The sequence below is a fragment of the Homoserinimonas sp. A520 genome, from assembly GCF_054489245.1.
In genome coordinates this window covers 808,724-833,634 of sequence record NZ_JBTMWX010000002.1, presented here as the reverse complement: position 1 = coordinate 833,634, position 24,911 = coordinate 808,724, and the positions used below count along the sequence as shown (strand labels likewise).

General features: G+C 65.1%; 23 protein-coding genes and 1 pseudogene. 3 read left to right on the top strand and 21 right to left on the bottom strand.

The features are described from left to right. Nucleotides 1-233 precede the first annotated feature (233 nt). From aroB to ACX3PH_RS08580, 10 genes are all read right to left on the bottom strand, one after another. On the bottom strand, nucleotides 234-1,319 hold the full coding sequence (gene aroB, locus ACX3PH_RS08625; RefSeq protein ID WP_459091418.1) for a 3-dehydroquinate synthase: 1,086 nt from the start codon (nucleotides 1,317-1,319) through the stop codon (nucleotides 234-236). 46 nt (nucleotides 1,320-1,365) lie between these two features. Beyond that, nucleotides 1,366-1,899, bottom strand: a complete 534-nt coding sequence (locus ACX3PH_RS08620) for a shikimate kinase (protein WP_459091416.1) — start codon at nucleotides 1,897-1,899, stop codon at nucleotides 1,366-1,368. A 7-nt stretch (nucleotides 1,900-1,906) separates the two neighbouring features. Continuing rightward, nucleotides 1,907-3,115 (bottom strand): chorismate synthase, encoded by a 1,209-nt coding sequence (aroC, locus tag ACX3PH_RS08615; protein WP_459091414.1) that lies wholly within the window; start codon nucleotides 3,113-3,115, stop codon nucleotides 1,907-1,909. 30 nt (nucleotides 3,116-3,145) lie between these two features. Beyond that, nucleotides 3,146-4,015, bottom strand: coding sequence for a shikimate dehydrogenase family protein (locus tag ACX3PH_RS08610; protein WP_459091412.1), 870 nt, complete (start codon nucleotides 4,013-4,015; stop codon nucleotides 3,146-3,148). A gap of 4 nt (nucleotides 4,016-4,019) precedes the next feature. Then, the gene (gene mltG / locus ACX3PH_RS08605) at nucleotides 4,020-5,414 is read right to left on the bottom strand and encodes an endolytic transglycosylase MltG (RefSeq protein ID WP_459091410.1); all 1,395 of its coding nucleotides are present in this window, start codon (nucleotides 5,412-5,414) and stop codon (nucleotides 4,020-4,022) included. Nucleotides 5,415-5,416: 2 nt separating this feature from the next. Then, on the bottom strand, nucleotides 5,417-5,881 hold the full coding sequence (ruvX, locus tag ACX3PH_RS08600; protein WP_459091408.1) for a Holliday junction resolvase RuvX: 465 nt from the start codon (nucleotides 5,879-5,881) through the stop codon (nucleotides 5,417-5,419). Between the two features lies 1 nt (nucleotide 5,882). Continuing rightward, nucleotides 5,883-8,537, bottom strand: a complete 2,655-nt coding sequence (gene alaS, locus ACX3PH_RS08595; protein WP_459091406.1) for an alanine--tRNA ligase — start codon at nucleotides 8,535-8,537, stop codon at nucleotides 5,883-5,885. Nucleotides 8,538-8,603: 66 nt separating this feature from the next. Further along, nucleotides 8,604-8,834 (bottom strand): hypothetical protein, encoded by a 231-nt coding sequence (locus tag ACX3PH_RS08590; protein WP_459091404.1) that lies wholly within the window; start codon nucleotides 8,832-8,834, stop codon nucleotides 8,604-8,606. A 146-nt stretch (nucleotides 8,835-8,980) separates the two neighbouring features. Continuing rightward, on the bottom strand, nucleotides 8,981-9,610 hold the full coding sequence (gene rpsD, locus ACX3PH_RS08585) for a 30S ribosomal protein S4 (RefSeq protein WP_459091402.1): 630 nt from the start codon (nucleotides 9,608-9,610) through the stop codon (nucleotides 8,981-8,983). Between the two features lie 211 nt (nucleotides 9,611-9,821). Then, on the bottom strand, nucleotides 9,822-11,153 hold the full coding sequence (locus ACX3PH_RS08580) for a replication-associated recombination protein A (protein WP_459091400.1): 1,332 nt from the start codon (nucleotides 11,151-11,153) through the stop codon (nucleotides 9,822-9,824). A 138-nt stretch (nucleotides 11,154-11,291) separates the two neighbouring features. Here ACX3PH_RS08580 and ACX3PH_RS08575 point away from each other — a divergent pair, with 138 nt between their 5' ends. The 3 genes and pseudogenes from ACX3PH_RS08575 to ACX3PH_RS08565 all read left to right on the top strand — a co-directional run. Next, a complete protein-coding gene (locus ACX3PH_RS08575; RefSeq protein ID WP_459091399.1) occupies nucleotides 11,292-12,086 on the top strand; it encodes a peptidylprolyl isomerase in 795 nt (264 codons plus the stop codon). A 79-nt stretch (nucleotides 12,087-12,165) separates the two neighbouring features. Further along, nucleotides 12,166-13,398, top strand: coding sequence for a DUF349 domain-containing protein (locus ACX3PH_RS08570; protein ID WP_459091397.1), 1,233 nt, complete (start codon nucleotides 12,166-12,168; stop codon nucleotides 13,396-13,398). Nucleotides 13,399-13,492: 94 nt separating this feature from the next. Beyond that, nucleotides 13,493-13,885, top strand: a pseudogene (locus tag ACX3PH_RS08565) (type IV toxin-antitoxin system AbiEi family antitoxin); the annotation flags it as partial. 162 nt (nucleotides 13,886-14,047) lie between these two features. On the opposite strand, the gene ACX3PH_RS08560 reads toward ACX3PH_RS08565, so the two are convergent. From ACX3PH_RS08560 to ACX3PH_RS08510, 11 genes are all read right to left on the bottom strand, one after another. After that, the gene (locus ACX3PH_RS08560) at nucleotides 14,048-16,294 is read right to left on the bottom strand and encodes a RelA/SpoT family protein (protein ID WP_459091395.1); all 2,247 of its coding nucleotides are present in this window, start codon (nucleotides 16,292-16,294) and stop codon (nucleotides 14,048-14,050) included. Between the two features lie 56 nt (nucleotides 16,295-16,350). Further along, on the bottom strand, nucleotides 16,351-17,334 hold the full coding sequence (secF, locus tag ACX3PH_RS08555) for a protein translocase subunit SecF (RefSeq protein WP_459091393.1): 984 nt from the start codon (nucleotides 17,332-17,334) through the stop codon (nucleotides 16,351-16,353). Between the two features lie 5 nt (nucleotides 17,335-17,339). Then, nucleotides 17,340-19,079: a protein translocase subunit SecD gene (gene secD, locus ACX3PH_RS08550; RefSeq protein WP_459091391.1), complete on the bottom strand. Its 1,740-nt coding sequence runs from the start codon at nucleotides 19,077-19,079 to the stop codon at nucleotides 17,340-17,342. Nucleotides 19,080-19,195: 116 nt separating this feature from the next. Then, on the bottom strand, nucleotides 19,196-19,606 hold the full coding sequence (yajC, locus tag ACX3PH_RS08545; RefSeq protein WP_459091389.1) for a preprotein translocase subunit YajC: 411 nt from the start codon (nucleotides 19,604-19,606) through the stop codon (nucleotides 19,196-19,198). Nucleotides 19,607-19,676: 70 nt separating this feature from the next. Beyond that, nucleotides 19,677-20,723, bottom strand: coding sequence for a Holliday junction branch migration DNA helicase RuvB (gene ruvB, locus ACX3PH_RS08540; RefSeq protein ID WP_459091387.1), 1,047 nt, complete (start codon nucleotides 20,721-20,723; stop codon nucleotides 19,677-19,679). Further along, nucleotides 20,720-21,343 (bottom strand): Holliday junction branch migration protein RuvA, encoded by a 624-nt coding sequence (gene ruvA / locus ACX3PH_RS08535; protein ID WP_459091384.1) that lies wholly within the window; start codon nucleotides 21,341-21,343, stop codon nucleotides 20,720-20,722. The genes ruvB and ruvA overlap by 4 nt, the downstream gene beginning before the upstream one ends. After that, nucleotides 21,340-21,930 (bottom strand): crossover junction endodeoxyribonuclease RuvC, encoded by a 591-nt coding sequence (ruvC, locus tag ACX3PH_RS08530; RefSeq protein WP_459091382.1) that lies wholly within the window; start codon nucleotides 21,928-21,930, stop codon nucleotides 21,340-21,342. Before ruvC ends, ruvA begins: the two co-directional genes overlap by 4 nt. 12 nt (nucleotides 21,931-21,942) lie before the next feature. After that, nucleotides 21,943-22,701, bottom strand: coding sequence for a YebC/PmpR family DNA-binding transcriptional regulator (locus ACX3PH_RS08525; RefSeq protein ID WP_459091381.1), 759 nt, complete (start codon nucleotides 22,699-22,701; stop codon nucleotides 21,943-21,945). A gap of 51 nt (nucleotides 22,702-22,752) precedes the next feature. Then, on the bottom strand, nucleotides 22,753-23,379 hold the full coding sequence (gene pdxT / locus ACX3PH_RS08520; protein ID WP_459091379.1) for a pyridoxal 5'-phosphate synthase glutaminase subunit PdxT: 627 nt from the start codon (nucleotides 23,377-23,379) through the stop codon (nucleotides 22,753-22,755). Continuing rightward, nucleotides 23,369-24,298 carry a pyridoxal 5'-phosphate synthase lyase subunit PdxS gene (gene pdxS / locus ACX3PH_RS08515; protein WP_459091378.1) on the bottom strand — a complete coding sequence of 310 codons (930 nt, stop codon included), beginning with the start codon at nucleotides 24,296-24,298 and terminating at the stop codon, nucleotides 23,369-23,371. Before pdxS ends, pdxT begins: the two co-directional genes overlap by 11 nt. 60 nt (nucleotides 24,299-24,358) lie before the next feature. Then, nucleotides 24,359-24,910, bottom strand: coding sequence for an HIT family protein (locus ACX3PH_RS08510; protein WP_459091377.1), 552 nt, complete (start codon nucleotides 24,908-24,910; stop codon nucleotides 24,359-24,361). Nucleotide 24,911 lies beyond the last annotated feature (1 nt).

Sequence of the window (24,911 nt, the reverse complement as noted above, 5' to 3'; positions counted from 1 at the left end):
TGGCCAACAGTTCCTCTTCGGGCAGGCCGGCCAGGGTCGCCGAATCCCGCGGCAGTAAGGCGGCGGCCGCCGCGATGCTGCTGAGGGAATCGGTGAACTGGGACATGCCACTATTCTCTCACATTCGAAGATTTATTCTAGCGAATGTGAGTACTTCTTCTCCACAGATTTGCTGTGGATAAAGGGAAGCGAGCGGGTTGTGGAGGAGAAGACGACGGAGTGGGCGCGGGCGCTCAGACGCCGATCTCCTGGTAGGCCGCGAAGAGGAGGCTCTGGTCGGGCCCCGCCAGCACTGTCGGCTTCGCGAGGTCGTCCAGCACGATGAACCGGAGCAGGTCTCCCCTGGCCTTCTTGTCGCGCTTCATGACGCTGAGGAGCGTGTTCCACCGGCCAACCGGGTAGGTGGTCGGCAGCTGGAGGGACTCCAGGATGCTCCGATGCCGGTCAACGACCTCGTCAGACAGCCGCCCGGTCAGCCGAGCCAGTTCTGCGGCGTACATCATGCCCACCGCGACCGCTGCACCGTGGCGCCACTGGTAGCGCTCGGAATATTCGATGGCATGGCCGAGAGTGTGACCGTAATTCAGGATTTCACGGGCGCCGTGGTCCCGGAAATCCTCACTGACCACTTTCGCCTTCACGCCGATCGACAATTCGATCACCCTGAGGAACTCGTCGCTGTTGGCGTCGGTCACCGTGTCGACATCCCGCTCGATCAGGTCCAGGATTTCGGGCTCAGCGATGAAGCCGCACTTGGCGATCTCGCCGAAGCCGGCCAGAATCTCCATCCGGCTGATCCCGTCGAGCGTGTCGAGGTCGACGAGTACGCCCACCGGCGCGTGGAAGGCTCCGACCAGGTTCTTCCCCTCATTGGTGTTGATGCCGGTTTTCCCCCCAATGGCGGCGTCAACCATGCCGAGCGGCGTTGTGGGCACCTGAATGACCCGGATGCCACGAAGCCAGGTGGCAGCGACGAACCCCGCAAGGTCAGTGGTCGCGCCGCCGCCGAGGCCGATGATCACATCCGACCTGGTGAAGTCGGACTGCCCCAGCACCTGCCAGCAGAAGGAGGCGACTTCGATTCGCTTCCCCGCCTCAGCATCCGGGATCTCGGCGAGGAGTGCCTCGTAGTGTTCGTTCAGCGACTCCCGCACTTCGGCGGCACGCGCAGCGAGCGTTGGTGGGTGGACGATCAGGACCTTTCGAGCATCCGGCCCGATCAATTCGGCGAGCTGGGACAGGATGCCACGGCCGATCAGCACGTCGTAGTCTTGCGCTCCCCCGGCCGTCGTTCCCGCCACGGTGATGGTTTTCGTCATCGGTCTGTCATTCCTGTCATCTCGGCCCCTGTAATCTTTGCGTTCGTCATACGTGTGTTTGCATGTCCGCGTTCGCCCACTCCGCGACCTCGTGGGCGATCGCCGTGATGGGCCTCGCCGATGTGTCCCAGGTTTTGTTCGCCAGCGCTTCGTAGATACTGCGCCGTGAGTCGACGAGGCGTTTCCAGGCAGCCAGCCGATCCTCGGTGATGTCGGCAGCGAGCAACGGACGAGCGCTCTGACCGCCGATTCGCCGCGCTGCAGCCTCCGCAGTGACCATGAGCAGGGCGACCCGGTGGGAGCGCAATGCCTGTTGCGTTCCTTCGTCCATCACGGCCCCGCCGCCCAGCGACACGACGCCGTCCGTCTCCAGCGACCGGGCGACCACTGCCCGCTCGATCCGGCGGAACGCCGCCTCGCCGCTGGTCTCGAAAATGCCGGCGATCGGTCCATGTTCGGCCACGATCGCGCTATCGGTGTCAACGAACCCTAGCTGCAGGTATTTGGCGATTTTCCGGCCAATACGCGATTTTCCGGCTGCCGGCGGGCCGATCAGTACGACAACGGGACGGGGCGACATGGTGCGGTTACGCGAACGGGCCGGTCGAACCGGTCGTCTTCACGGCATCCGGAATGGCTGCCAGGTATCCGTCGAGGTTGCGTGCCGTCTCGGCAACGGAGTCTCCGCCGAATTTTTCCAGCACCGCGTTGGCCAACACGAGCGCCACCATGGCCTCTGCCACAACGCCGGCTGCAGGAACAGCGCAGACGTCTGACCGCTGGTGGTGAGCCTCCGCCGCCGTTCCGGTTGCCACGTCAACGGTGCGCAAAGCACGCGGAACCGTCGCGATCGGCTTCATGCCTGCGCGCACCCGAAGCACGGTGCCGGTGCTCATACCGCCCTCGGTGCCACCCGCCTTGTCCGTTGACCGCATGATCCCCCCTTCGCTCTGGAAGAGTTCATCGTGCGCCTCTGAGCCGCGCCTGGTCGTGGTGAGGAACCCGTCCCCCACCTCGACGCCCTTGATTGCCTGGATGCCCATGAGCGCCGCTGCCAGCTGAGAATCGAGCCGTCGGTCCCAGTGGGTGTACGAACCGAGGCCGGGCGGCAGGCCGTAGGCAAGCACCTCCACGACCCCACCGAGGGTGTCGCCGTCGTCGTGCGCCTGATCGATTTCGGCAACCATGGCCGTCGTCGTGGCCGCATCGAAGCAGCGCACCGCATTGGCGTCCAGGGCCGTGACGTCGGCTGCGGTGGGCAGGCGGGCGCCTTCCGGGACCCGCACGGTACCGATTGCCAGGGTGTGACTGACCAGGCGGATGCCCAACTGGATCAGGAACTGGCGCGCCACAGCCCCCAGGGCGACTCGTGCCGCTGTCTCCCGGGCGCTCGCACGCTCCAGGACGTTGCGCGCCTCATCGAACCCGTACTTCTGCATGCCGACCAGGTCGGCGTGGCCGGGGCGAGGCCTGGTAAGCGCCGCTCCGCGCCCCTTGGGCAGCGTTTCGGGGTCGACCGGGGACGCGCTCATGACATCGACCCAGCGTGGCCACTCGGTGTTGCCGATGCGAAGGGCGATCGGGCTGCCCATGGTCGCCCCGAAGCGCACCCCTCCGGAGATGGTGAGTTCGTCTTCCTCGAACTTCATCCGAGCGCCGCGGCCGTAGCCGAGCTTGCGGCGGGCGAGGTCGGCCCTGATGTCGTCAATGGATACCGGAACGCCGGCAGGGAGCCCCTCGAGGATGGCCACCAATTCCGGGCCGTGCGACTCACCTGCGGTTAACCAACGAAGCATGTATGAATCCTCCCACAGGCGCGATGAGGCTCAATCCTGCGCGAGCGGCCCCATACTGGCTCGCATGGCTCCCAGCACCTTCTGCTCGTCAGGCAGTTCGGTTTCCGGGTCTCCGGTGACGAAGATGCGCACCTGGACGAGTGCCTGCTCGATCAGCAACTCGGCGCCCGAAATGACCGGGGCGGAGACGCTGGTCCAGGTCTGCGCCAGCGTGGTCGGCCACGGGTCGTAGGCGACATCGAACAGGACCGATCCGCGCCGAACGTCCTCGGGAAACATCACGTTGACCACTGCACCGTTCGGGATGGTGCTGATCACAGCATCCGGATGCCCGACATCAGCCGTGACGTCGGAGAACGACCACAACTGCACGTCCATGTCCAGCTCGGCTGCCAGGTGTTCGAGAGCCGTCGCCTTCGACGGGGTGCGAAGCCAGAACCGGGCGGAGGCGGCACCCAGCCGGGCCGCCGCAACCAGGGCGGACGCCGCAGTCGCACCGCCGCCCAGGATCACGACATGGTCCAGCCGGTCAATGTGACTCGCCGTGAAGGCCCTGGTCATGCCGGCTACGTCGGTGTTGAACCCGCGACGGGTCCCACCGTCGAGAAGAACGGTGTTCACCACGCCGGTCAACTCAGCGACCTCGTCGAGGGTGTCGAGAAGCGGGATCACCTCGCGTTTCAGCGGCATTGTCAGCGAGACGCCCCGCCATTGCTGGTCCCGGGTGTCCAGGAACTCGGCCAGCCGGTCGCCGGTCAGCTCGATCGCCTGATACTCCCAGGGAAGCCCGAGCGTGTCGTAAGCGGCCGATTGCAGCCGCGGAGACAGTGAATGGGTGATGGGGCTGCCCAGTACCGCGAGCTGCCTCGGCGTCCCGCTGAAACCAGTTTGGATACTCACGGGCCTAGTCGCAGTTCGGGCTCTGGGTCTCGCGGCACCACTTGCGCAGTTCCTCGACGGCCGCATTGTGTTGGGCATTCGTGTTGGTGAATTTGGTCTCCCCGGTCTCCAGGTTCACGGTGACGAAGTACAGCCAGTCTCCAGCGACTGGGTTCATCGCTGCTTCGATCGCCTGATCACCGGAAGCCCCGATCGGCCCGATAGGCAGCCCAGGATGCTTGTAGGTGTTGTACGGGTTGTCATCCGCGAGTTCTTCCTTCGACGTGAAGACGGAACTCTCCAGCCTCTCGCCGTGCTTCCAGGCGTAGCCGTAGTGCGAGGTGGAATCGAATTGGAGCAGCATGCCCTGGTCGACGCGGTTCTGGATGACTCGCGACACCTTGTAGAAGTCGTCCGGGTTGGAGCCGGCTTCTCGCTGGATCAACGATGCGATGGTCAGTACGCGGTGGCGGTCTTCCGCCGCAACACCGGCCGCGTCCAGGGACTGGAAGGTGCGCGCGACCAGCGTGTTGATGACGCTGGCCGTATCCACTCCGGGGTCGAAGGTGTAGCGGGCGGGGAAGAGGTAGCCTTCGAGGCTCGGCGCCTCGGCCGGAACACCGTAGGCAGCGGGGTCTGCCACTGCAGCCTCGTAGTCTTCGCGCGCCAGCCCGGTCCCCTCAATCAGCGCGTCGATCGTCTGGTCGACACTCCAGCCTTCCTTGATGAGAACGGATGCCTCGATCTTGTTGGCCGGGTCCTGAAGGGCTGCCAGCGCGGCTTTGGCGCTCATCTCCTGTTTGAGCTGGTAGTGCCCGGGGAAGAACACCACTTGGGGGTCCTGTGCCAGCAGCAACGTGTAGAACGCCTCGCTGGTACGCGTCACGCCCGCCTCTGTGAGCGCTGCCGAGATCTCTTGTCCACCGTCGCCGCTCTTGATCACCACGGTCGCCTCGCCGTGGCCAGGGCCCTCATAATCGATCGGCAGTTCCCAGCCCATGACTTTACGGATCTGGTCTTCGTAGTTGGCCCAGGCCCAGGATGTCGCCACTGCGGCACCGCCGAGCAGCACCACGACGATGCTGAGCGCGATTATCCAGCCCCTGCCTCGTCTTTTCTTCGGGGCACCCCTGCCATCGCGCCCGCCCGATCCTCGACGCGGCTTCGCTGCGGGTCGATCCGGCCGCGCAGCCGGCTGACTCGGCGGTGCTTCCGGTGCCCTGCGGCCTTCTGCCTCCCGCAATTGCCGGCGGCTCTGGGGCTGCTCCGTCCCCGCAGGAACCGGCTGCTGGTCAATCGGCTGCTGGTCAATCGGCTGCTGGCTGGGCGGCTGCTGGCTGGGCGGCTGCTGGCTGGGCGAGGGGTCGGCTGTGAAGATGTCGTCCCAGTTGTCACCGGGTCCGTTCGAATCTGGCGCCACGCTTATGATCCTTCGTCCGGGTCAGCGAGCTCTCCGGGGGGACTTCCCGCCGAGCGCTCGAAGTCGAGGGCATGCTGCAAAATTATCACTGCGGCGACCTGATCAATCACTGGGCGCGAACTCCTGGAGTTGCGTCCGGAGGCGCGCAAAGCCTGCTGGGCGGTCACCGTCGACAATCTCTCGTCAACAAGTCTTACCGGAACTTCCACCCTGGCCGCCAGTTGGGCCGCGAAGCCGACCGCATCATCCGTCGACGCCGTCCTGGCGCCGGACAGCGACAGCGGAAGGCCCACGACCACCTCCATCGCCTCCAGCTCGGCAGCCAGTCCGGCTATCGCCGCCAGGTCACCCTCGCCTCGGGACACCGTCACGACCGGGGTTGCCAACATCGCGTGGGGGTCGCAGCGCGCTACGCCGATGCGTGCCTTGCCGACGTCGACTCCGATGCGCACTCCGGGTCGGAGCACCTCAGCCCCTCAGTGCGTCGCGGATGGCCGTCAGCGCTTCCGGAATGGCGTCAAGCCGTGACCCGCCGCCCTGCGCAAGGTCGTCCTTGCCGCCGCCACCACCGCCCAGGATGCCGGCAGCCGTCTTGGCCAATTGGCCCGCCTTGGCGCCCCGGTTTCGGGCCGGCTCGTTTGCTCCTACGATCACCGCGGGCTTGCCGTCGATGCTCGCGGCCAGGGCGACAACGCCCGCTTCTGGCAGCCTGCCCCGCACGGCGGTGACGAGCGACCGCAGGTCATCTGAGGAGTTCAGGATGCCGACGTCCTCCGTCACAACCGTGAGCTCGCCCATCCGCTGGGCACCCTGCACGAGCGCCGGTACGCGCTCGGAAAGCGCGGCAGACTCGTATTCGGCGATCTTCTTCTCCGCGGTCTTCAGGCTCGCCATCAGGTCGGCGATCCTCTCCGGGAGTTGTTCCCGCGGCGTCTTCAGGTTTGCGGTCAGCTGGGACACGATCGCCCGCTCGGTCGCGAGATCGCGGAAGGCGTCCATGCCGACGAGCGCCTCAACCCGTCTGTTCGCTGAGCCGACGGATGATTCGCTCACCAGGTTGACCAGGCCGACTTCCGCACTGCGCGAGACGTGCGTGCCGGCACACAGTTCCCGTGACCACGGACCGCCGATGTCGACGACCCGGACCGTCGTGCCGTACTTCTCCCCGAACAACGCCATGGCGCCGAGGGCCTTGGCCTCATCCAGCGGCATGATGCGCGTCTCGACCTCGAGGTTCTGCCGGATCGCGTTGTTGGTGATCTCCTCGATCTCGCTGCGGGTGGCAGGCGACAACGCCTGGTTCCAGCTGAAGTCGAGCCGCATGAAGCCGGCCTTGTTGTACGAACCGGACTGGTGGGCATCCGGCCCCAGCACTTCACGCAAAGCCGCGTGGATCAGGTGCGTAGCCGAGTGCGCCTGGGTTGCCCCGCGACGCCACTTCGGGTCGACCACCGTTGTTGCTTGGTCACCAACCGCGACCTCACCGCTGGTCACCTGAACCCGATGGCTCACCAGACCCTTGACCGGTCGTTGCACGTCGAGTACCTCGAGGTCGAAGCCGGGGCCGACGATCGTGCCGGCATCCGCCTCCTGGCCACCGGATTCCGCGTAGAGCGAGGTCTCAGCGAGGATCACCTCGGCGATGTCGCCGGCAGCTGCACGATCCACCGATAGTCCGTCGACGATGAGGCCGAGAACGCGGCTCTCGGTCTGCAGGTACTCGTACCCGGTGAAAACGGTCTCACCCTTGGCGCGGAACTCGCCATACACCGAGAGGTCGGCGAGCAGCGTCTTCTTCGACTTGGCGTCGAGCTTCGCCTTGGTTCGCTGCTCCTGCATGAGCGTGTCGAAGGCGCCGCGGTCGACGGTCAGACCGGCCTCCTCCGCCATTTCCAGCGTGAGGTCGATCGGGAAGCCGAAAGTGTCGTGCAGCAGGAACGCCGTGTCTCCGGCCAGTTCAGCCGCTCCGGCCTTCTTCGTGTCCGCCACCGCGACATCCAGGATCGTCGTCCCGGTGGCGAGCGTCGCCAGGAACGTCTCTTCCTCGGCATAGGCGAGGCGGGAGATCCGGCCATAGTCGTGACCGACTTCCGGGTACGACGATTTCATGGCGTCCCGGGATGCGGGGAACAGTTCGGCGAAAACAGGCTCGTCAACGCCCAGCAGCCGCATCGCACGGACGCTGCGGCGGAGCAGCCGGCGCAGGATGTAGCCACGGCCCTCATTGGACGGCCTCACGCCGTCAGCCATCAGCATCAGGGCGGATCGCACATGGTCGGCAACCACACGCATCCGCACGTCGTCGCCGTGGTCTGCACCGTACTTGCGGCCGGAGAGTTCAGCGGCACGGTCCAGGACGGGGCGCACCTGGTCTATCTCGTAAAGATTGTCGACTCCCTGCTTGACGAACGCGACCCGTTCGAGGCCCATACCGGTGTCGATGTTCTTCTTCGGGAGTTCGCGCACGACACGGAAGTCGGTCTTGCTCTTCACGTCGTCGAGCAGGTACTGCATGAACACCAGGTTCCAGATCTCCAGGTACCGGGTGTCGTCCACTGCGGGGCCGCCGTCCGGACCGTACTGGGGGCCACGATCGAAATAGATCTCCGAGCAGGGGCCACCGGGGCCGGACTGGCCGGTGTGCCAGTAGTTGTCCGCAGCGCCGAGCCGCTGGATCCGTTCATCCGGCAGCCCGGCTATCTTCTTCCAGAGCGCTGCCGCCTCGTCGTCATCCTCGTAGACGGTGACCCAGAGGTCCTTCTCCGCGAAGCCGTAACCGCCGTCGGCCTCGCTCGAGGTGAGCAGCTCCCAGGCGTAGGCGATGGCCTGCTCCTTGAAGTAGTCGCCGAAGGAGAAGTTGCCGTTCATCTGGAAGAACGTGCCGTGCCTGGTGGTCTTGCCGACCTCCTCGATGTCGAGGGTGCGGATGCACTTCTGCACGCTGGTGGCGCGCGGGTACGGAGCCGGGATGAGACCGGAGAGGTACGGGATGAAGGGAACCATGCCGGCGATCGTGAACAGCAGCGTCGGGTCGTCGCTCACCAACGAGGCTGAGGGGACGACGGTATGGCCCCGCCCAGCGAAGAAGTCGAGCCAGCGTTGACGAATTTCAGCGGTTTGCATGGAGTCCTGTAGTGGTGGACCGGGCAGCGCCCGGTCGCAATGATCGGTTGGTTGCGGGAGAAGCGGTCAGTCCTGCACGCGCTTGGAGAGGTCGGCGATGGTCTCCTCCGCCTCGGCCACCGCTGCACGCAGCTCAGCCTCGCGGGACTTGTAGCCGTCGATAACGGCCCCGGTGAATTCGCGGGCAACCGAGTCGACGTCCTCGAAGAATTGCCGGCCCTCCGGAGTCTTGTTGATCTGGTGGGCGGCGACGAAGCCGATCCCGGCACCGAGAATCAGCAACAGTAGGTTCTTCATGAACGTGCTCCTCATTGGTCTGGTGGATGCTGAAAGCTTACTTGCCGAGCGCTACTCGCCCGAAGCGGGCGGAGATGCGCCGCCCGGGGACGCGAAAAGCGGGCCACCATCCGGTGACCCGCTTTCGGCTCAAGTGTTGCGAAACCCTAGCGGGCTGCGTAGTACTCGACGACGAGCTGCACTTCACAGGTCACCGGGACCTCGGCGCGCTTCGGGCGACGCGCGAGGCGCACCTGCAGCTTGTCGAGCTCAACCTCGAGGTAGCTCGGGGTCTTGGGCAGGAGGTCGACGTGACCGCCGGCTGCCGCAACCTGGAACGGCTCCATGCCCTCGCTGCGGGCGTGGACCGCGACCAACTGGCCGGGCTTGACACGGAACGACGGGCGGTCGACACGCTGGCCGTCGACGATGATGTGACGGTGCACGATCATCTGGCGGGCCTGCGCGGTGGTCCGGGCGATGGCGGCGCGGACCAGGATGGCGTCGAGGCGCATCTCGAGCAGCTCGACCAGGTTCTCACCGGTCAGGCCCTCGGCGCGACGAGCCTCCTGGAAGACGATCTTCAGCTGCGCTTCGCGGATGCCGTACTGGGCACGCAGGCGCTGCTTCTCGCGCAGGCGGACAGCGTAGTCACTGTCGGTCTTGCGCTTGGTGCGGCCGTGCTCTCCCGGAGGATACGGGCGCTTCTCGAAGCCCTTGGCGGCCTTCGGGGTGAGCGGGATGCCCAGTGCCCGCGACAGGCGGGTCTTGCTACGTGTACGTGACTTGGTAGACACGGTTTCCTTTCAACATGCTTTCATCGGTCTTCTGACAGGGATTCGCGCACGCGGATGCGACCCGCGAAAAATAGAAGAGGGATGGTGTCGCGGGCCGGTTCGGCTAAAGAACCTGGTTCCCGGGAAACACAATGCCCCTGGGAACGCTGCCCTTGAGCATTGGAGTTGCTGCAGCCGTGCGCAACTCCCGCTCTAGACGGAGTAAATAGTATCACTTGCCCCGGATGATTCGCCGCAGCTTCTCCCACCGGGCTGAGATCTCCCGCTCATGCCCGCGCTCCTGCGGACGGTAGTACTGGCGGTCCCGGAGTTCGTCCGGGAGATGCTGTTGCTCCGCGACACCCAACTCGGAATCGTGCGGGTAGATGTAGCCCTTTCCGTGGCCGAGTTTCTTCGCCCCCGCGTAGTGGGCGTCACGCAGCGGTTTGGGGACGCGTCCGAAGTTGCCTGCCCGGACATCCGCAATCGCTTCACCGATCGCCAGGTAGGAGGCGTTCGACTTCGGCGCTGTCGCCAGGTAGACGACTGCCTGGGCGAGGGGTATCCGGCCTTCCGGCATGCCGATCAGCTGCACGGCCTGGGCCGCGGCGCTGGCGATGACCATCGCCTGCGGGTCGGCCATGCCGATGTCCTCCGATGCACTGATGATGATGCGCCTGGCGATGAACCGCGGGTCCTCCCCCGCTTCGATCATCCTGGCCAGGTAATGCAACGCGGCGTCCACGTCGGAGCCACGGATCGACTTGATGAAGGCGCTGATCACGTCGTAGTGCTCATCGCCATTGCGGTCGTAACGCAACAGGGCGCGGTCGACCGCCAGCGCGACGGTTTCTGCGGTGATCACTGGACGGGCGGAACCAGCGACCGAGGTGGCGGATGCTGCAGCGGCTTCGAGGGCCGTCAACGCCCGGCGCGCATCACCGGACGACAGCCGGATCACATCCGCACGCGCCTTCGGATCGAGGTCGACCTTGCCGTCGAGGCCCCGCGGGTCGGAGACGGCGCGGTCGATCAGGATGCCGAGGTCGTCATCGCTCAACTGCTGAAGCGTCAACAGCAGCGAACGGGACAGCAGCGGCGAGATCACCGAGAACGACGGGTTCTCGGTTGTCGCCGCGACGAGGATCACCCACCCGTTCTCCACCCCAGGCAGAAGCGCGTCCTGCTGCGCCTTCGAGAACCGGTGGATCTCGTCCAGGAAGAGAACGGTGGAGACCCCGTAGAGGTCGCGGGACGACAGTGCCGCCTCCATGACCTCCCGTACATCCTTGACCCCCGCGTTGACAGCCGACAGCTCGACGAACTTTCGCCCTGAGCTGTGGGCGATGGCCTGCGCCAGGGTCGTCTTGCCCGTTCCCGGCGGGCCCCAAAGGATCACGGAGACGGATCCCTGAGTGTCCGAATCGGCGGATGCCAGGCTCACCAGCGGGGAGCCAGGACCCAGCAGGTGCTTCTGTCCGGCGACCTCGTCGAGGCTGCGCGGGCGCATCCGAACGGCGAGTGGGGTCGCGCCGCCGCGTAAACCAAGCTGCCCGTCCACCATGCGCTCAATGCTACGGCCACCGCCAGACACCCCCGTGTTGTCAGGTCGGCTAAAGTTCTTGGGGGCAGCAGGCACCCTGCCAGCCAGGCGCTATCGACCACGCAGTATCGACGACCACGCACTATCGACGGAGGACAAGTGGCACCGAGCAAGACAGCCGAACGCGATGCACGTGCGGCACGGGACCGCCTCCGCCGCTACAACGCCAGGCAGGCGGTGTTCTCGCACACCGTTCGCCGCCGTGTTCGGGACAACGTCATCTGGGTCGTCATCGCCGTCCTCGTCATCACCCTGGCCACCGTGACCCAGGTTCTGTACTTCACCGCCGGCCCGGGGGCCCCTGAGCCTGCGCCGGTCGAGTCGGCTGATCCGGTCGATCCGGTCGAGGAGGGCTCGAATGCCGAGGCCGTGCCCGACCCGTCTCTCGCCGAGGCGCGGACCTGGACCGGCGAACTCACTCTCAATGACGTCGCCCTGGGCATCCAGCTCGACGGCGCAGCAGCACCGCAGGCGGTCTCCGCTTTCATTGGCGACGTGCAGAGCGGTTACTTCCCCGGCAAGACCTGCCACCGCCTCACCGATAACGGCTTCTTCGTCCTCCAGTGCGGCTCGATCGACGGTACCGGTTCAGGGGACCCTGACTACAGCTACGGCCCGATCGAGAACGCGCCGGCCGACAACGTGTACCCGGCCGGGACGATCGCCATGGCGCGCGCCGGCGGCGATGCCTTCAGCAACGGCCACCAATTCTTCATCGTGTACGAGGACACCACCATTCAGGCGGATGCTGCCGGCGGCTACACGGTGATCGGGCAGGTGACCTCCGGGCTCGACCAGCTCATCGAGCAGATCGCCAGCAAGGGCGTGGCCGATGGGGCGCACGATGGCGCACCGGTGGTTTCGACGACGATCACCGGCGTCAGCGTGGAATAAGGAATTGTGGAATAGGCGGGTGCAATAGGCTGGGCACCGGCCATCAGCAGCAATCGGCTCCGGTAAACAAGGTGAGACTGTGACTACGAACAACCAGGAATCATGGGGCCGCGTCGATTCGACCGGCACCGTCTTTGTACGCGACGGCGACGTGGAACGCGAGGTCGGGCAATTCCCCGACGGCACGCCGGAAGAGGCATTGGCGTACTTCCAGCGGAAGTACACCGACCTTGCCGGACAGGTGACCCTGCTCGAACAGCGCATCAAGCGTGGAACGCCCGCCGCCGACATCGCTTCAACAGTGGATGCCCTCCGCAAGACGCTGGAAACCGCGAACGCTGTTGGCGACCTGGCATCGCTGCGTGCCCGCCTGGATGCGCTCGGCGGCGCGGTTGGCGAACTCACCGAGAAGCAGCTCGCCGAGAACAAGGCGGCGCTCGACGAAGCGGTAGCGGAGCGCACCGCGCTGGTTGTCGAAGCGGAGAAACTCGCCGCACGGGATCCGGCGAAAGCCCAGTGGAAGTCGGTCAGCGCCGAATTGGACGACATTTTCGCCCGCTGGCAGAAACACCAGCAGGATGGCCCACGGCTGCCGAAGGCGGAGGGCAATGAACTGTGGAAGCGGTTCAGGGCCGCACGCACCACGATCGAGACGCACCGCAAGGCGTTCTTTGCTGAGCTCGACGCCACGCACAAGCAGGCGCGCAACCAGAAGCAGGAACTGGTCGAGAAAGCCGAGGCGCTCGTCCCCCAGGGTGTTGCCGGAATCCCCGCCTACCGCTCCCTTCTGGAGGCGTGGAAGGCGTCCGGGCGCGCCGGCAAGAAGTTCGATGACGCGCTCTGGGCCAAGTTCAAGGCAGCCGGTGACGCCCTGTACTCGGCGAAGTCGGAGGTGGACGCCAAGGACAACGAGGAGTTCGCTGCCAACCTGGACCTGAAGCTCGCGCTGCTGGCCGAAGCCGAGCCGCTCCTGACCGAGACCGACCGGTCCAAGGCACGGAACGCGCTCGCTTCAATCCAGACTCGCTGGGACCAGGTCGGCAAGGTGCCGCGCGACAAAGTGAAGTCGGTCGAGGACCGCCTGCGCAAGGTCGAGACCGCGGTGCGCAAACTTGACGATGAGCATTGGCAGAAGAACAATCCGGAGCGTCAGGCGCGCTCGGAGGGGCTGGCCAGCCAGCTTCACGACGCAATAGCGAAGCTGGAGGAGGAACTCGCCGCAGCCCGCGCGAGTGGAGACGCCAAGCGCATCGCAGAGGCCCAGGAAGCCCTTGACGCACGCAAGGCCTGGCTGGGAGCGATCGGCTCCTGACCCGGCACCTGCTCACAGGCGCGACCGGCAGCCGGTTTCCCACAAATCGCAGGCTGGAGCTTCTCGCCGCTCAGAGGCAGCCCACCATGGGTGCATGACACCTCGCCTGCCCGCCGTGCTCTCCCCCGCCGACCTGCCGATCGCGGAATTGTCTGCCGCGAGGCTCGATGGCGACCTCTTCGCCATTGCGGACTGCTTCAGCCCAGTCGACCTTCCCGAGCAATCAGCCGATCGTGCGCAGGCGGCTGCGCAGCAGCTCTCCGGAAGAGTGATCGTGGAACGGCTGTCCGCAGCGTGGGTGTTCGGTGTGATGGACTCACCGCCCAGCGAGCACCAGTTCTGTTCAGCAGCGGATGCCCGGGCAAAGCCGTCCACGCTCCGCAGGCTCGTCGTTCGTGAGGTCGTGATCGATGACAATGAGATCGTTGTGCTCGGCGGAGTTCGCGTGACCTCACCACTGCGCACCGCCTGCGACCTGGTCAGGTCAAGTTCCGGGTTCGATGTGCCCCTGCAATTGATGGTGCTGCGGCTCCTCGGCCTGGCCGGGGCATCCGTCGAGGATTGCGTCACCCTTCTGGATCGGCGCCGTAATCTCCCGGGGAAGGTGCGAACACTGGATCGCTTGCGGTCCCTGGCGTTGCCTGCGGTATCAGCCGTTGCTGACGCGGTAGACGTCGTAGACGGCGTCGATTCTCCGCACCGCGTTGAGCACCCTGTCCAGGTGGGTGGTGTCTCCCATCTCGAAGACGAACTTGCTGAGCGCCAGGCGGTCGGATGACGTGGTGATGGTCGCCGAGAGGATGTTGACGTGGTGCTCGGACAACACGCGCGTGATGTCGGAGAGCAGTCCGGAGCGATCGAGCGCTTCCACCTGAATCTGAACCAGGAAGACGCTGGTCGACGTTGGCGCCCACTCGACCTCGATGATCCGCTCGGGCTCCTTCATCAACTCAGCCACGTTGATGCACGAAGCCTGGTGCACGGAGACGCCGGATCCGCGCGTGACGAAGCCGACGATGTCATCACCGGGGACCGGCGTGCAGCACTTGGCCAGCTTCACCAGGATGTCGGGTGCTCCCTTGACCAGCACGCCGGAACCGCTGTCGTTCTGGCGGCGGCGGCGGCCTTTGGCCGGGATGGGGATGTCGGAGTCCTCGTTCTCCGAGTGCAGCGAAGCAACGACCTTCTCCAGTACCGACTGGGTGGACACATGGCCTTCGCCAACGGCCGCGTACAGGGCGGTGACGTCTTCGTAACGGAGGAGCGCGGCAACCTCGTTCAGCGAGTCCTGGCCCATGAGCTTCTGCAGCGGGAGGTTCTGCTTGCGCATGGCCCGGGCAATGGAGTCCTTGCCCTGCTCCACCGCCTCATCACGGCGCTCCTTCGTGAACCACTGTCGGATCTTGTTGCGTGCCCGAGTGCTCTTCACGAAGGTGAGCCAGCCCTGGCTCGGCCCGGCATCCGGGTTCTTCGAGGTGAAGACCTCGACGACGTCACCGCTGCTGAGTTGGCTTTCGAGCGGGACGAGGCGCCCGTTCACCTTTGCCCCCATGGTGCGATGGCCGACCTCGGTGTGCACCGCGTACGCGAAGTCCACCGGTGTCGCGCCGCCCGGAAGGCCGATCACCTTGCCCTGCGGGGTGAATACGTAGACCTCCTTGGCGCCGATCTCGTAGCGTAGCGAGTCAAGGAACTCCCCCGGATCCGAGGTCTCGGCCTGCCAATCGGAGATATGGGCGAGCCAGGCCATGTCGGTGTCACTGCCCAGCGGCTTGAGGACACCCTTGCCGCTCACCCGCTCCTTGTACTTCCAGTGGGCCGCCACGCCGAACTCCGCACGGCGGTGCATCTCTTCGGTGCGGATCTGGATCTCCACGGCGCGGCCGTTCGGCCCGATGACGGAGGTGTGGAGTGACTGGTAGAGATTGAACTTCGGGGTGGCGATGTAGTCCTTGAACCGGCCGGGAATCGGCGTCCACCTGGCGTGGATAGACCCGAGCACCGCATAGCAGTCGCGAACCGAGCCCACCAGCACCCGGATGCCCACCAGGTCGTAAATTTCGTCGAACTCGCGTCCGCGGAGCACCATCTTCTGGTAGATCGAGTAGTACTGCTTGGGCCTACCGGCCACTTTGCCCTTGATCTTCGCGGCCTTCAGGTCTTCACGAACAGCGTCGATCACCTGCTGGAGGAACTCGTCGCGTTGTGGGGTGCGCTGCTTGACCAGGTTCTCGATCTCGAGGTACAGCTTGGGATGCAGTACGGCGAATGAGAGGTCTTCCAGCTCCCATTTGATGGTCTGGATGCCGAGGCGGTGCGCGAGCGGAGCATAGATCTCCAGGGTCTCCCGAGCCTTGCGCGCCGCGGACTCGGAGTCGACGAAGCCCCAGGTGCGGGCATTGTGAAGGCGGTCTGCGAGCTTGATCAGAAGCACGCGGATGTCTTTGGACATCGCGACGACCATCTTGCGCACTGTCTCCGACTGCGCACTGTCTCCGTACTTCAGTTTGTCCAGCTTGGTGACGCCGTCGACCAGCATCGCGATCTCGTCGCCGAACTCGTCGCGCAGCATGTCGAGCGAGTAGTCGGTGTCTTCCACGGTGTCGTGCAGCAGCGCGGCGGCCAGCGTCTTGGGGCCGATGCCGAGTTCGGCAAGGATCTGTGCCACCGCAACCGGGTGGGTGATGTACGGTTCGCCGCTGCGGCGAAGCTGTCCGCGGTGCGCCTCTTCTGCGCGCGCGTATGCACGCTCGATCACGTCGAGGTCGGCCTTGGGGTCGTTCGCGCGGACCTTCTTGAGCAGGATGTCCATGCCGCCGGACGGCTGAGCCCTGGAGAAGATCCGGGGAATCAGGCTCCGCCTGGCGACCGGGCTTGGCGACGTGACCTCTGTCATATCCCCTCCTCCGGCTTGCTCACTCCAGAATACCGTGGCAAGGGTGGAGGTCTGACCTACTCGGCGCTGGCAGTGCGAAGCGCGAGTGCGCGCGCGGTCTGCTTCTTGATCTCCGGCTCGTTCTCCCTCAAATGGGCATAGATCGGGGCACCGATGAAGATGGTCGACGTGGTACCCAGGATGATGCCGACCAACAGTGCCAGCGAGATGTCCCGCAGGGTGTCGGCGCCGAGCACGAACGATCCGATGAACAGGATGGCGGCAACCGGCAACGCGGCGACGACACCGGTATTGATGGAACGCACCAGCGTCTGGTTGACGGCCAGGTTGACCGCTTCTCCGAAGGTCTGACGGGACTCTGGCCCGAGTTCCGCAGTATTCTCGCGGACCTTGTCGAACACCACGACAGTGTCATAAAGGGCGAAGCCGAGGATTGTCAGGAAGCCGATGATCGCGCCGGGCGTCACCTCGAATCCGGTTGCCGCGTAGACACCGGCGGTGATCACCAGGACGTTGATGAGCGACAGGAGTGCGGCGATGGACATCTTCCAGGTGCGGAAGTACATCGCCATCATGATGACGGCGAGTGCGAGGAATACGACGAGGGCGCGCACGGCCTGGGCCGTGATGTCGGCGCCCCAACTGGGTCCGATGAAGGAGGCGGTCACGTCGGCAGCTGGGATGTCGTAGGCCGCGGCGAGGGCCTGGGCGACGCTGTTGGTCTCGTCGTCGGTGAGCTTGTCGGTCTGAATGCGCAGGCCACTCGCCCCCACGGACGTCACATGGGCGACCTGCTCGGGGACCACGCTTTGCACGGCATCGATCGCCGGCTGCTGTTCGGGATTGGCGGCCTCAGTGATCTGGAACTGGGAGCCGCCCCGGAACTCGATGCCGAAGTTGAACCCGTTGATGATCGGAATCACGATGGAGATCGCCATTCCGATGATGGCGATGGTGTACCAGATGCGGTACTTGCCGACGAAGTCGTACGACCGCTTGCCGGTGTAGAGGTCGTTTCCGAACTGAGTGAGATTGGCCATCAGGACTACTTCCCCCTGGAGGATGCGTTCGAGCTGGACTTGGCCGCGGATTCCGCAGCCTTTCGCTCAGCAATGGTCTGTCGGCGCACCGCTTCTCGCGACGCACCCACGAGCTTCGGCGATTTGGCAATGGGTGCGCGGAACTGGGCGCGCCCTCGGTAGACCGCTCCCAGGGCGTGTGGATCTAGCCCGCTCAGCTTGTGGCCGTTCGAGAAGAACGGGGTGGTTGCGAGCAGTTGCAGCATCGGGTGCGTGAAGACCACCACCACGAGCACGTCGATCACCGTCGTGATCCCCAGGGTGAGGGCGAAGCCCCGGACGTTTCCGATCGCCAGTACGAAGAGCACGATGGCCGACAGGAGGTTGACACCCTTGGCCGCCAGGATGGTGCGGAGCGCCCGCTTCCAACCGGCTTCGACCGCGCCCACCAGGCTCTTGCCGTCACGCAGTTCATCACGGATGCGCTCGAAGTAGACGATGAAGGAGTCGGCGGTGAAACCGATCGCCACGATAAGGCCGGCGACCCCGGCCAGTGACAATCGGAACCCCATTCGCCACGACATGATGGCTATCACCAGATAGGTCAGTACGGCGGCCACGACGAGCGACGCGACCGTGACGGAGCCCAGCAGGCGGTACTGGAACAGCGAGTAGATGACCACCAGGAACATTCCGATGAGTCCGGCGATGATCCCGCTCGAGAGCTGCGTGTCACCCAGCGTTGCCGAGATCACTTCTCTGCTCTGCACCTCGAAGCCGATCGGCAGCGCGCCGAACTTCAGTTGGTCGGCGAGTGTCTTCGCGCTGTCCTGGGTGAAGTTTCCGCTGATCTCTGCCTTGCCATCGGTGATGGCAGCATTGGTGGTCGGGGCGGTGATGACCTGTCCATCCAGCACGATCGCGAACTGGTTGCGAACACCCTCGAGCGTGATCAGCCTGCGAGTGACGTCGGCGAACGCCTCGGCGCCTTCATCATCGAAGTGCATGTTGACAGCCCACTGGCCGGTGGTGACGCCCTGGCTGTTCATGGCCAGCCCGTGACTGGCATCCGAGATGTTTGCGCCGCGGACCTCGACCGGACCAAGGATGAACTTCTGTGTGCGCGTGTCATCACAGGTGATGAGCGGTTCCGCTTCCGGAGCCACGTTCGCGCCGGCTTCGTCGAGGCTGTCGCAATCGAACTTGGTGAAATCGTCGAAGAGCTTCTCGGTGATCCAGCTCGGGTCGCTCGCGTCAGTCGGGCTGGCGGTCGGTGTCGAGTTCAGGGTCGGTTCTGGAGTCTCCTCAGCACCGGGTTCGGGGGTAGCGGTCGAATCCTCGCCGTCCTCCCCCATCTCGGTGGTCGTCGCGGCGTCGGTGTAGAGAACCGGGCGGAACTCGAGCTTGGCCGAAGACTCCAGCCGGTCGAGGGTCTCCTTGTCGGGGACGCCCGGCAGGGAGACAGTGATGTTCTGGGTTCCCTGCGTTGCGATTTCAGCCTCAGCCACACCACTCGCATCGATTCTCTGGCGGATGATCGACACGGCTTGGTTCAGCTGTTCTTCCGTGACCGTCTGCCCACTCTCGAGCTGCGGCGCAAGCACGATCTGCGTGCCTCCCTGAAGGTCGAGCGCCAGCTTGGGGGCCCAGGAGGCACCGCTGCCCCAGAGGATTCCCGCACCGTTGATGGCGATGAGACCGACGATGATGACCAGCAACCAGGTCAGTGCACGCCAAGCCTTCTTGACCGGGGTCGATCTTGCCACCTGGTTACTCAGCTTTCTTCACGTCGGTTGCACCGCGCAGGCGCAGACTCTCTCGGGCCACATTCATTGGAGAACTTTTGGCGGCAGGTGCCGCCGGACTCACAACAGGTTAGTGGTTACTCGCGGTCTTTCTTCGCACCCTTGCGAGCCGGCTTCACCGGCTCCTCCTCGATGCGCTCCCCGAACTCGGGGGCTGTGGTGTCTTCGGGAAGAGCCTCGATGACGGCGTCGTCCTCGGCCGAGACCTCGGCATCATCGGCGATCACTTCTTCTTCGACTGCCTTGAGGATCGTCTGGCGGTGGATGCGAAGCACGGTACCTGGGGTGGTTTCGATGAGTGCGATGTTGTTCTCATCGTCAATCGAGATGATTGTTCCGTAGAGACCGTAGTTGGTCATGATCTCCGTGCCGGGGAGCATTTTCTCCTGGAGTTCGGCAGCCTCAGTGCGACGCTTCTTCGCAGTGCGGAACTGCATGAAGACGAACAGGCCCAGGGCGACGACGACGATAATAAGAAACGGATCCATGACGGGACCTTCCAAAGCTTGAGGGGGATCCAGTCGGCGGGCAGCGCTGTGCACAACTGGCAAGGTTCAACTATAGATCATCGGTGAACAAGCTATCCGTGTGGCGAACGAGCCCGAAATGCTTCCAGGCCAGGCTCGTCGCGACTCGGCCACGTGGCGTCCGCGTGATCATGCCGATCCGCACCAGGAATGGCTCCACCACGGATTCGATGGTCTCCGCCTCCTCACCGACCGACACCGCGAGCGTGTTCAGGCCGACCGGTCCGCCGTCGAATCGGGTGAGAATGATGTCCATGACCGCGCGGTCAAGGCGATCCAGTCCCAACTCGTCCACGTCATAGAGTTCCAGCGCCGCGTGAACAGCGGTCAGGCCGTCGTCTCCGTGGACGAGGGAATAGTCCCGCACCCTGCGCAGCAAGCGGTTGGCGATTCGAGGTGTTCCCCGGCATCGCCCGGCTATCTCAGCGAGTGCCGACCTGTCGATGGGCAGCTCGAGCAGCGCAGCTGCACGCTGCAGCACCATCTCCAGTTCCGGCTCCGAATAGAACTCGAGGTTCGCGGTGAAGCCGAAGCGATCGCGCAGGGGGTTTGGCAGAAGCCCTGAGCGCGTCGTTGCACCGACGAGGGTGAATGGTGCCAGGTCCAGTGGGATGGATGTTGCGCCAGCGCCCTTGCCGACCATGATGTCGATCCGGAAGTCCTCCATCGCCAGGTAGAGCATCTCTTCGGCAGCGCGGGCCATCCGGTGGATCTCGTCGATGAAGAGGATCTCCCCCGGCACGAGGGAAGAGAGCACGGCTGCCAGGTCGCCGGCGTGCTGGATTGCCGGGCCACTGGACATGCGAAGCGGCCGGCCGCTCTCCTGGGCCACGATCATGGCGAGTGTGGTCTTGCCGAGGCCGGGAGGCCCTGCCAGCAGGATGTGATCGGGGGTACGATTCTGCATCTCGGCTGCCCGCAGCAGCAACTCGAGTTGTGCCCGCACCTTGGACTGTCCCACGAATTCGGCCAGCGACTTGGGCCGAAGGGCACCTTCGAAGGCGAGCTCGGCTTCGGATTCGGGAGTCGGGCGCACCACCGCGACGGCCGGATCGTCCTGGAATTCCGAGGGTGTCATGGCGTCTTCACCTCGCCGCGCTGAGCCGGGCCCAACTGGGCCAGGGCCAGGCGCAGCAGTGCGGGTACCGCATCACGCTCCGCCGGCGAGGCGGCGGTGATGGCGTCGTCCACTGCCTGCGTTGCGACCCTCTCCGACCAGCCGAGGCTGACCAGGGCTGCGAGCACGCTGGACCCGGTGGAAGTGTCGGATGCGGTTCCCTGAGGGCTTGAGACTGCCGCGACGTGGAGCTTCCCAGCGAGGGAAAGCACAATGAGCTTGGCGGTCTTCGGGCCGATCCCGGATACCTTCCGGAATGCGCCGTCATCCTCAGTGGCGACGGCGGTAGCGATCTGCTGCGGGGACATCGCGGCGAGAACGCCCATCGCCGACTTCGGGCCGACACCGGTCACCCCACGGAGCAGGTCGAACACTGTCAGTTCCTCGGCCTCCCGGAACCCGTAGAGTGCCAGGTCGTCTTCCCGCACGATGAGCGCCGTGTACAGACGGGCTTCGGCTCCCAGCTGAACGGACAACGCGTGCTGCGGTGTGACGGTGATCGACAGGCCGACGCCACCCACTTCGACGGCGACCGTGGAGCCGACCGCGGCCAATACCGGGCCGCGCACAGAGGAGATCATGGCTCCACCCTACGAGCGGCCGCCGACTTCGGAGCCTTACGCTCCGCGGCGCGCCACGCCCGTTGTGCCGGGGTCAGGGACGAGTTCGCGGAGGGGCCAGCCTGCGCCGTCCCCAAATTCCAGCCGTGGCAGATGGCGAGTGCAAGAGCATCCGATGCGTCGGCAGGAGTCGGCGGCGTGGCCAGTCCGAGAATCCGCGCGACCATTGTTGCAACCTGCTTCTTGTCGGCCGATCCGTAGCCGGTGACCGAGGCCTTCACCTCGGAAGGCGTATGCAGCCCGACGGCCAGCTCCTGCCTCGCGGCCAGCAACAGGACCACCCCGCTGGCCTGCGCCGTCCCCATCACCGTTCTCAGGTTCTGCTGGGCGAATACCCGCTCCAGTGCGACGGCGTCAGGACGGTACTCGGCAAGGAGGCTTTCCAGTCCGGCACCGAGTCCCAGGAGCCGTTTCTCCAGGTCGAGTTCCGGATCCGAGCGGATGACGCTCACGTGCACCAGCCGCGCCTTGCGGTTCGGTTCGACGTCGATGACACCGACACCGCAGCGGGTGAGGCCGGGGTCGACTCCGAGCACTCGGAGTGTCATGGGTGAAGTCGCCTAGTCCTCGTCAAGCTGGGCCTGGACTTCGGGTGAAACCTCGTAATTGGCGAAGATGTTCTGCACGTCGTCCAGGTCTTCGAAGGCGTCGATCAGCTTGAAGACCTTCCGGGCGGTCTCCAGGTCGAGCTCGACGTGCAGGTTCGGCACGAACTCGGCCTCGGCGGAGTCGTAGTCGATCCCCGCCTCCTGCAGGGCGGTGCGGGCAGCCACCAGGTCCGTCGGCTCAGTGATCACTTCAAAGCCGGCTCCGCGGTCGATGACTTCCTCAGCACCGGCATCGAGAACAGCCATCAGGATGTCGTCCTCGGTCACCGTGTCGGTCTTGCTGATCGAGATGACGCCCTTGCGGTTGAAGTTGTATGCGACGCTGCCGGGGTCGGCCATGGTGCCGCCGTTGCGGGTCATCGTCGTGCGCACCTCTGCAGCGGCGCGATTCTTGTTGTCGGTGAGGCACTCGACCAACAGCGCGACGCCACCCTGGGCGTAGCCCTCATACATGATGGTCAGGTATTCGACGGACTCGCCGGACAGCCCGGCGCCGCGCTTGACGGCACGGTCGATGTTGTCGTTCGGAACCGAGGTCTTCTTGGCCTTCTGGATCGCATCAACGAGGGTCGGATTGCCCGACAGGTCGGCCCCGCCCATCTTCGCAGCGACCTCGATGTTCTTGATCAGCTTCGCGAACGCCTTGGCGCGCCGCGAATCAGTGATGGCCTTCTTGTGCTTGGTGGTTGCCCATTTGGAGTGACCTGACATGGATCACATTCTACCCAGCCGGCAACGACGGGCCGGCGCATGGCGGTGCGATCAGCTGCGCCGGCGCACCTTGTCGAGGAAGTACTCGTGGAACCGAGTTTCGCCGGTCATCTCGGGATGGAATGAGGTGGCGAGCAGGTTTCCGCTCTCGGCGGCCACCACGCGCCCGTCGTCGAGGGTGGCGAGTGCTGTCACGCCTGCCCCGAGCACCTCCACCACTGGTGCGCGGATGAAGACGGCATGCACCGGGGTGTCCCCCACCGCCGGCACGTCCAGGTCCACCTCGAACGATTCGACCTGCGACCCGAAAGCGTTCCTGCGCACTTCGATGTCGAGACCGCCCAGCGTCTGCTGCCCGTCGATTCCATCAAGGATGCGATCGGCCAGCATGATCATTCCGGCGCAGGTTCCGTAAACCGGCAGACCATCACTGATCGCGGCACGCAACGGGCCGGCCAGGCCGAAGGTCCTGGACAGCTTGTCCATGACGCTGGACTCGCCGCCGGGAATCACCAGCCCGGCCACCTCAGCCAGTTCCTCCGGCCGTCGTACTGGGCGTGCATCCGCCCCCAGGGAACGCAGCACGGCGATGTGCTCGCGAAAGTCTCCCTGGAGCGCGAGCACACCGATCGTCCCGGGTACTGCTGCAGTCGTGTTCGTAGTGGGACTACCAGCCACGCTCGGCGAGCCGGTGCGGTGCGGCCAGGTCGGACACGTTGATTCCGACCATCGCCTCTCCGAGACCGCGTGAAGCCTCGGCGATCACCGCCGGGTCGTCGTAGAAGGTCGTCGCCTTGACGATTGCCGCTGCGCGCTGTGCCGGGTTGCCCGACTTGAAGATTCCCGAACCGACGAACACGCCGTCGGCTCCGAGCTGCATCATCAACGCCGCGTCGGCCGGGGTCGCAACCCCGCCAGCGGTGAACAGCACGACCGGCAGGGTGCCGGTCTTGGCGACCTCGAGAACGAGTTCGTACGGTGCCTGGAGGTCCTTGGCCGCGACATACAGCTCGTCGGTGCTGAGGGAGCCGAGGCGGGCGATCTCGCGCTTGATGGTGCGGATGTGCTTGGTAGCCTCAGAGACATCGCCGGTGCCGGCCTCACCCTTCGAGCGGATCATCGCAGCGCCCTCGTTGATGCGGCGCAGCGCCTCACCGAGGTTCGTCGCCCCGCAGACGAACGGGATGGTGAACGGCCACTTGTCGATGTGGTTGACGTAGTCGGCCGGGCTGAGAACCTCTGACTCGTCGATGTAGTCGACGCCGAGCGACTGCAGAATCTGTGCTTCGACGAAGTGGCCGATGCGGGCCTTCGCCATGACCGGGATCGAGACGGTGGCGATGATGCCGTCGATGAGGTCGGGGTCGCTCATGCGGGCGACGCCGCCCTGCGAGCGGATGTCGGCTGGGACGCGCTCCAGGGCCATGACGGCGACGGCGCCCGCGTCTTCGGCGATTTTCGCCTGCTCAGCGTTGACGACGTCCATGATGACGCCACCCTTGAGCATTTCGGCGAGGCCGCGCTTGACGCGGTTGGAGCCGACCGTGTTGGTCTCGGCAGCGGTGGTGCCGTTGTCGGGTGAAGTGCTTGTGGTCATGCTGCTGATTCTACCTTCGTCGTGTGGTGGGGTTCTGCGGTGGGAAAGGGGCTTGCGGCTCTAGCGGGGCCAGGCCTGGGCGATCTCGTCGCGCACTTCTCCCAGCAACCTCGGCACGGCTTTCGTGCGGGCCACGATGGGGAAGAAGTTCGAGTCGAGCGCCCACCGCGGCACGATGTGCTGGTGCAGGTGTTCAGCGATCCCTGCGCCGGCGATCCTGCCCTGATTCATGCCGAGGTTGAAGCCGTCACACGAGGATACCTGTCGCAGCACGCGCATCGCCGTCTGGGTGAGGCTACCAATCTCGGCAATCTCTTCGCTGGTCGCCTCGTCATACATTGCAACATGGCGGTATGGGCAGACCAAAAGGTGACCCGAGTTGTACGGGAACAGGTTGAGCAGCACGTAGGCGTGCTCACCCCTGGCAACGATCAGCGCATCCTCGTCGGCTTTGGACGGTGCGAGGCAGAACGGGCAGGCATCCTCTTCCGGCTGCTGGCCTTCCTGGATGTAGACCAGCCGATGCGGTGTCCACAACCGCTGGAACGCGTCGGGTACCGCGGCAAAGTCGGCACCGTCTTCGACCGCGATGCCGGTCTCCGGGTCGATCACC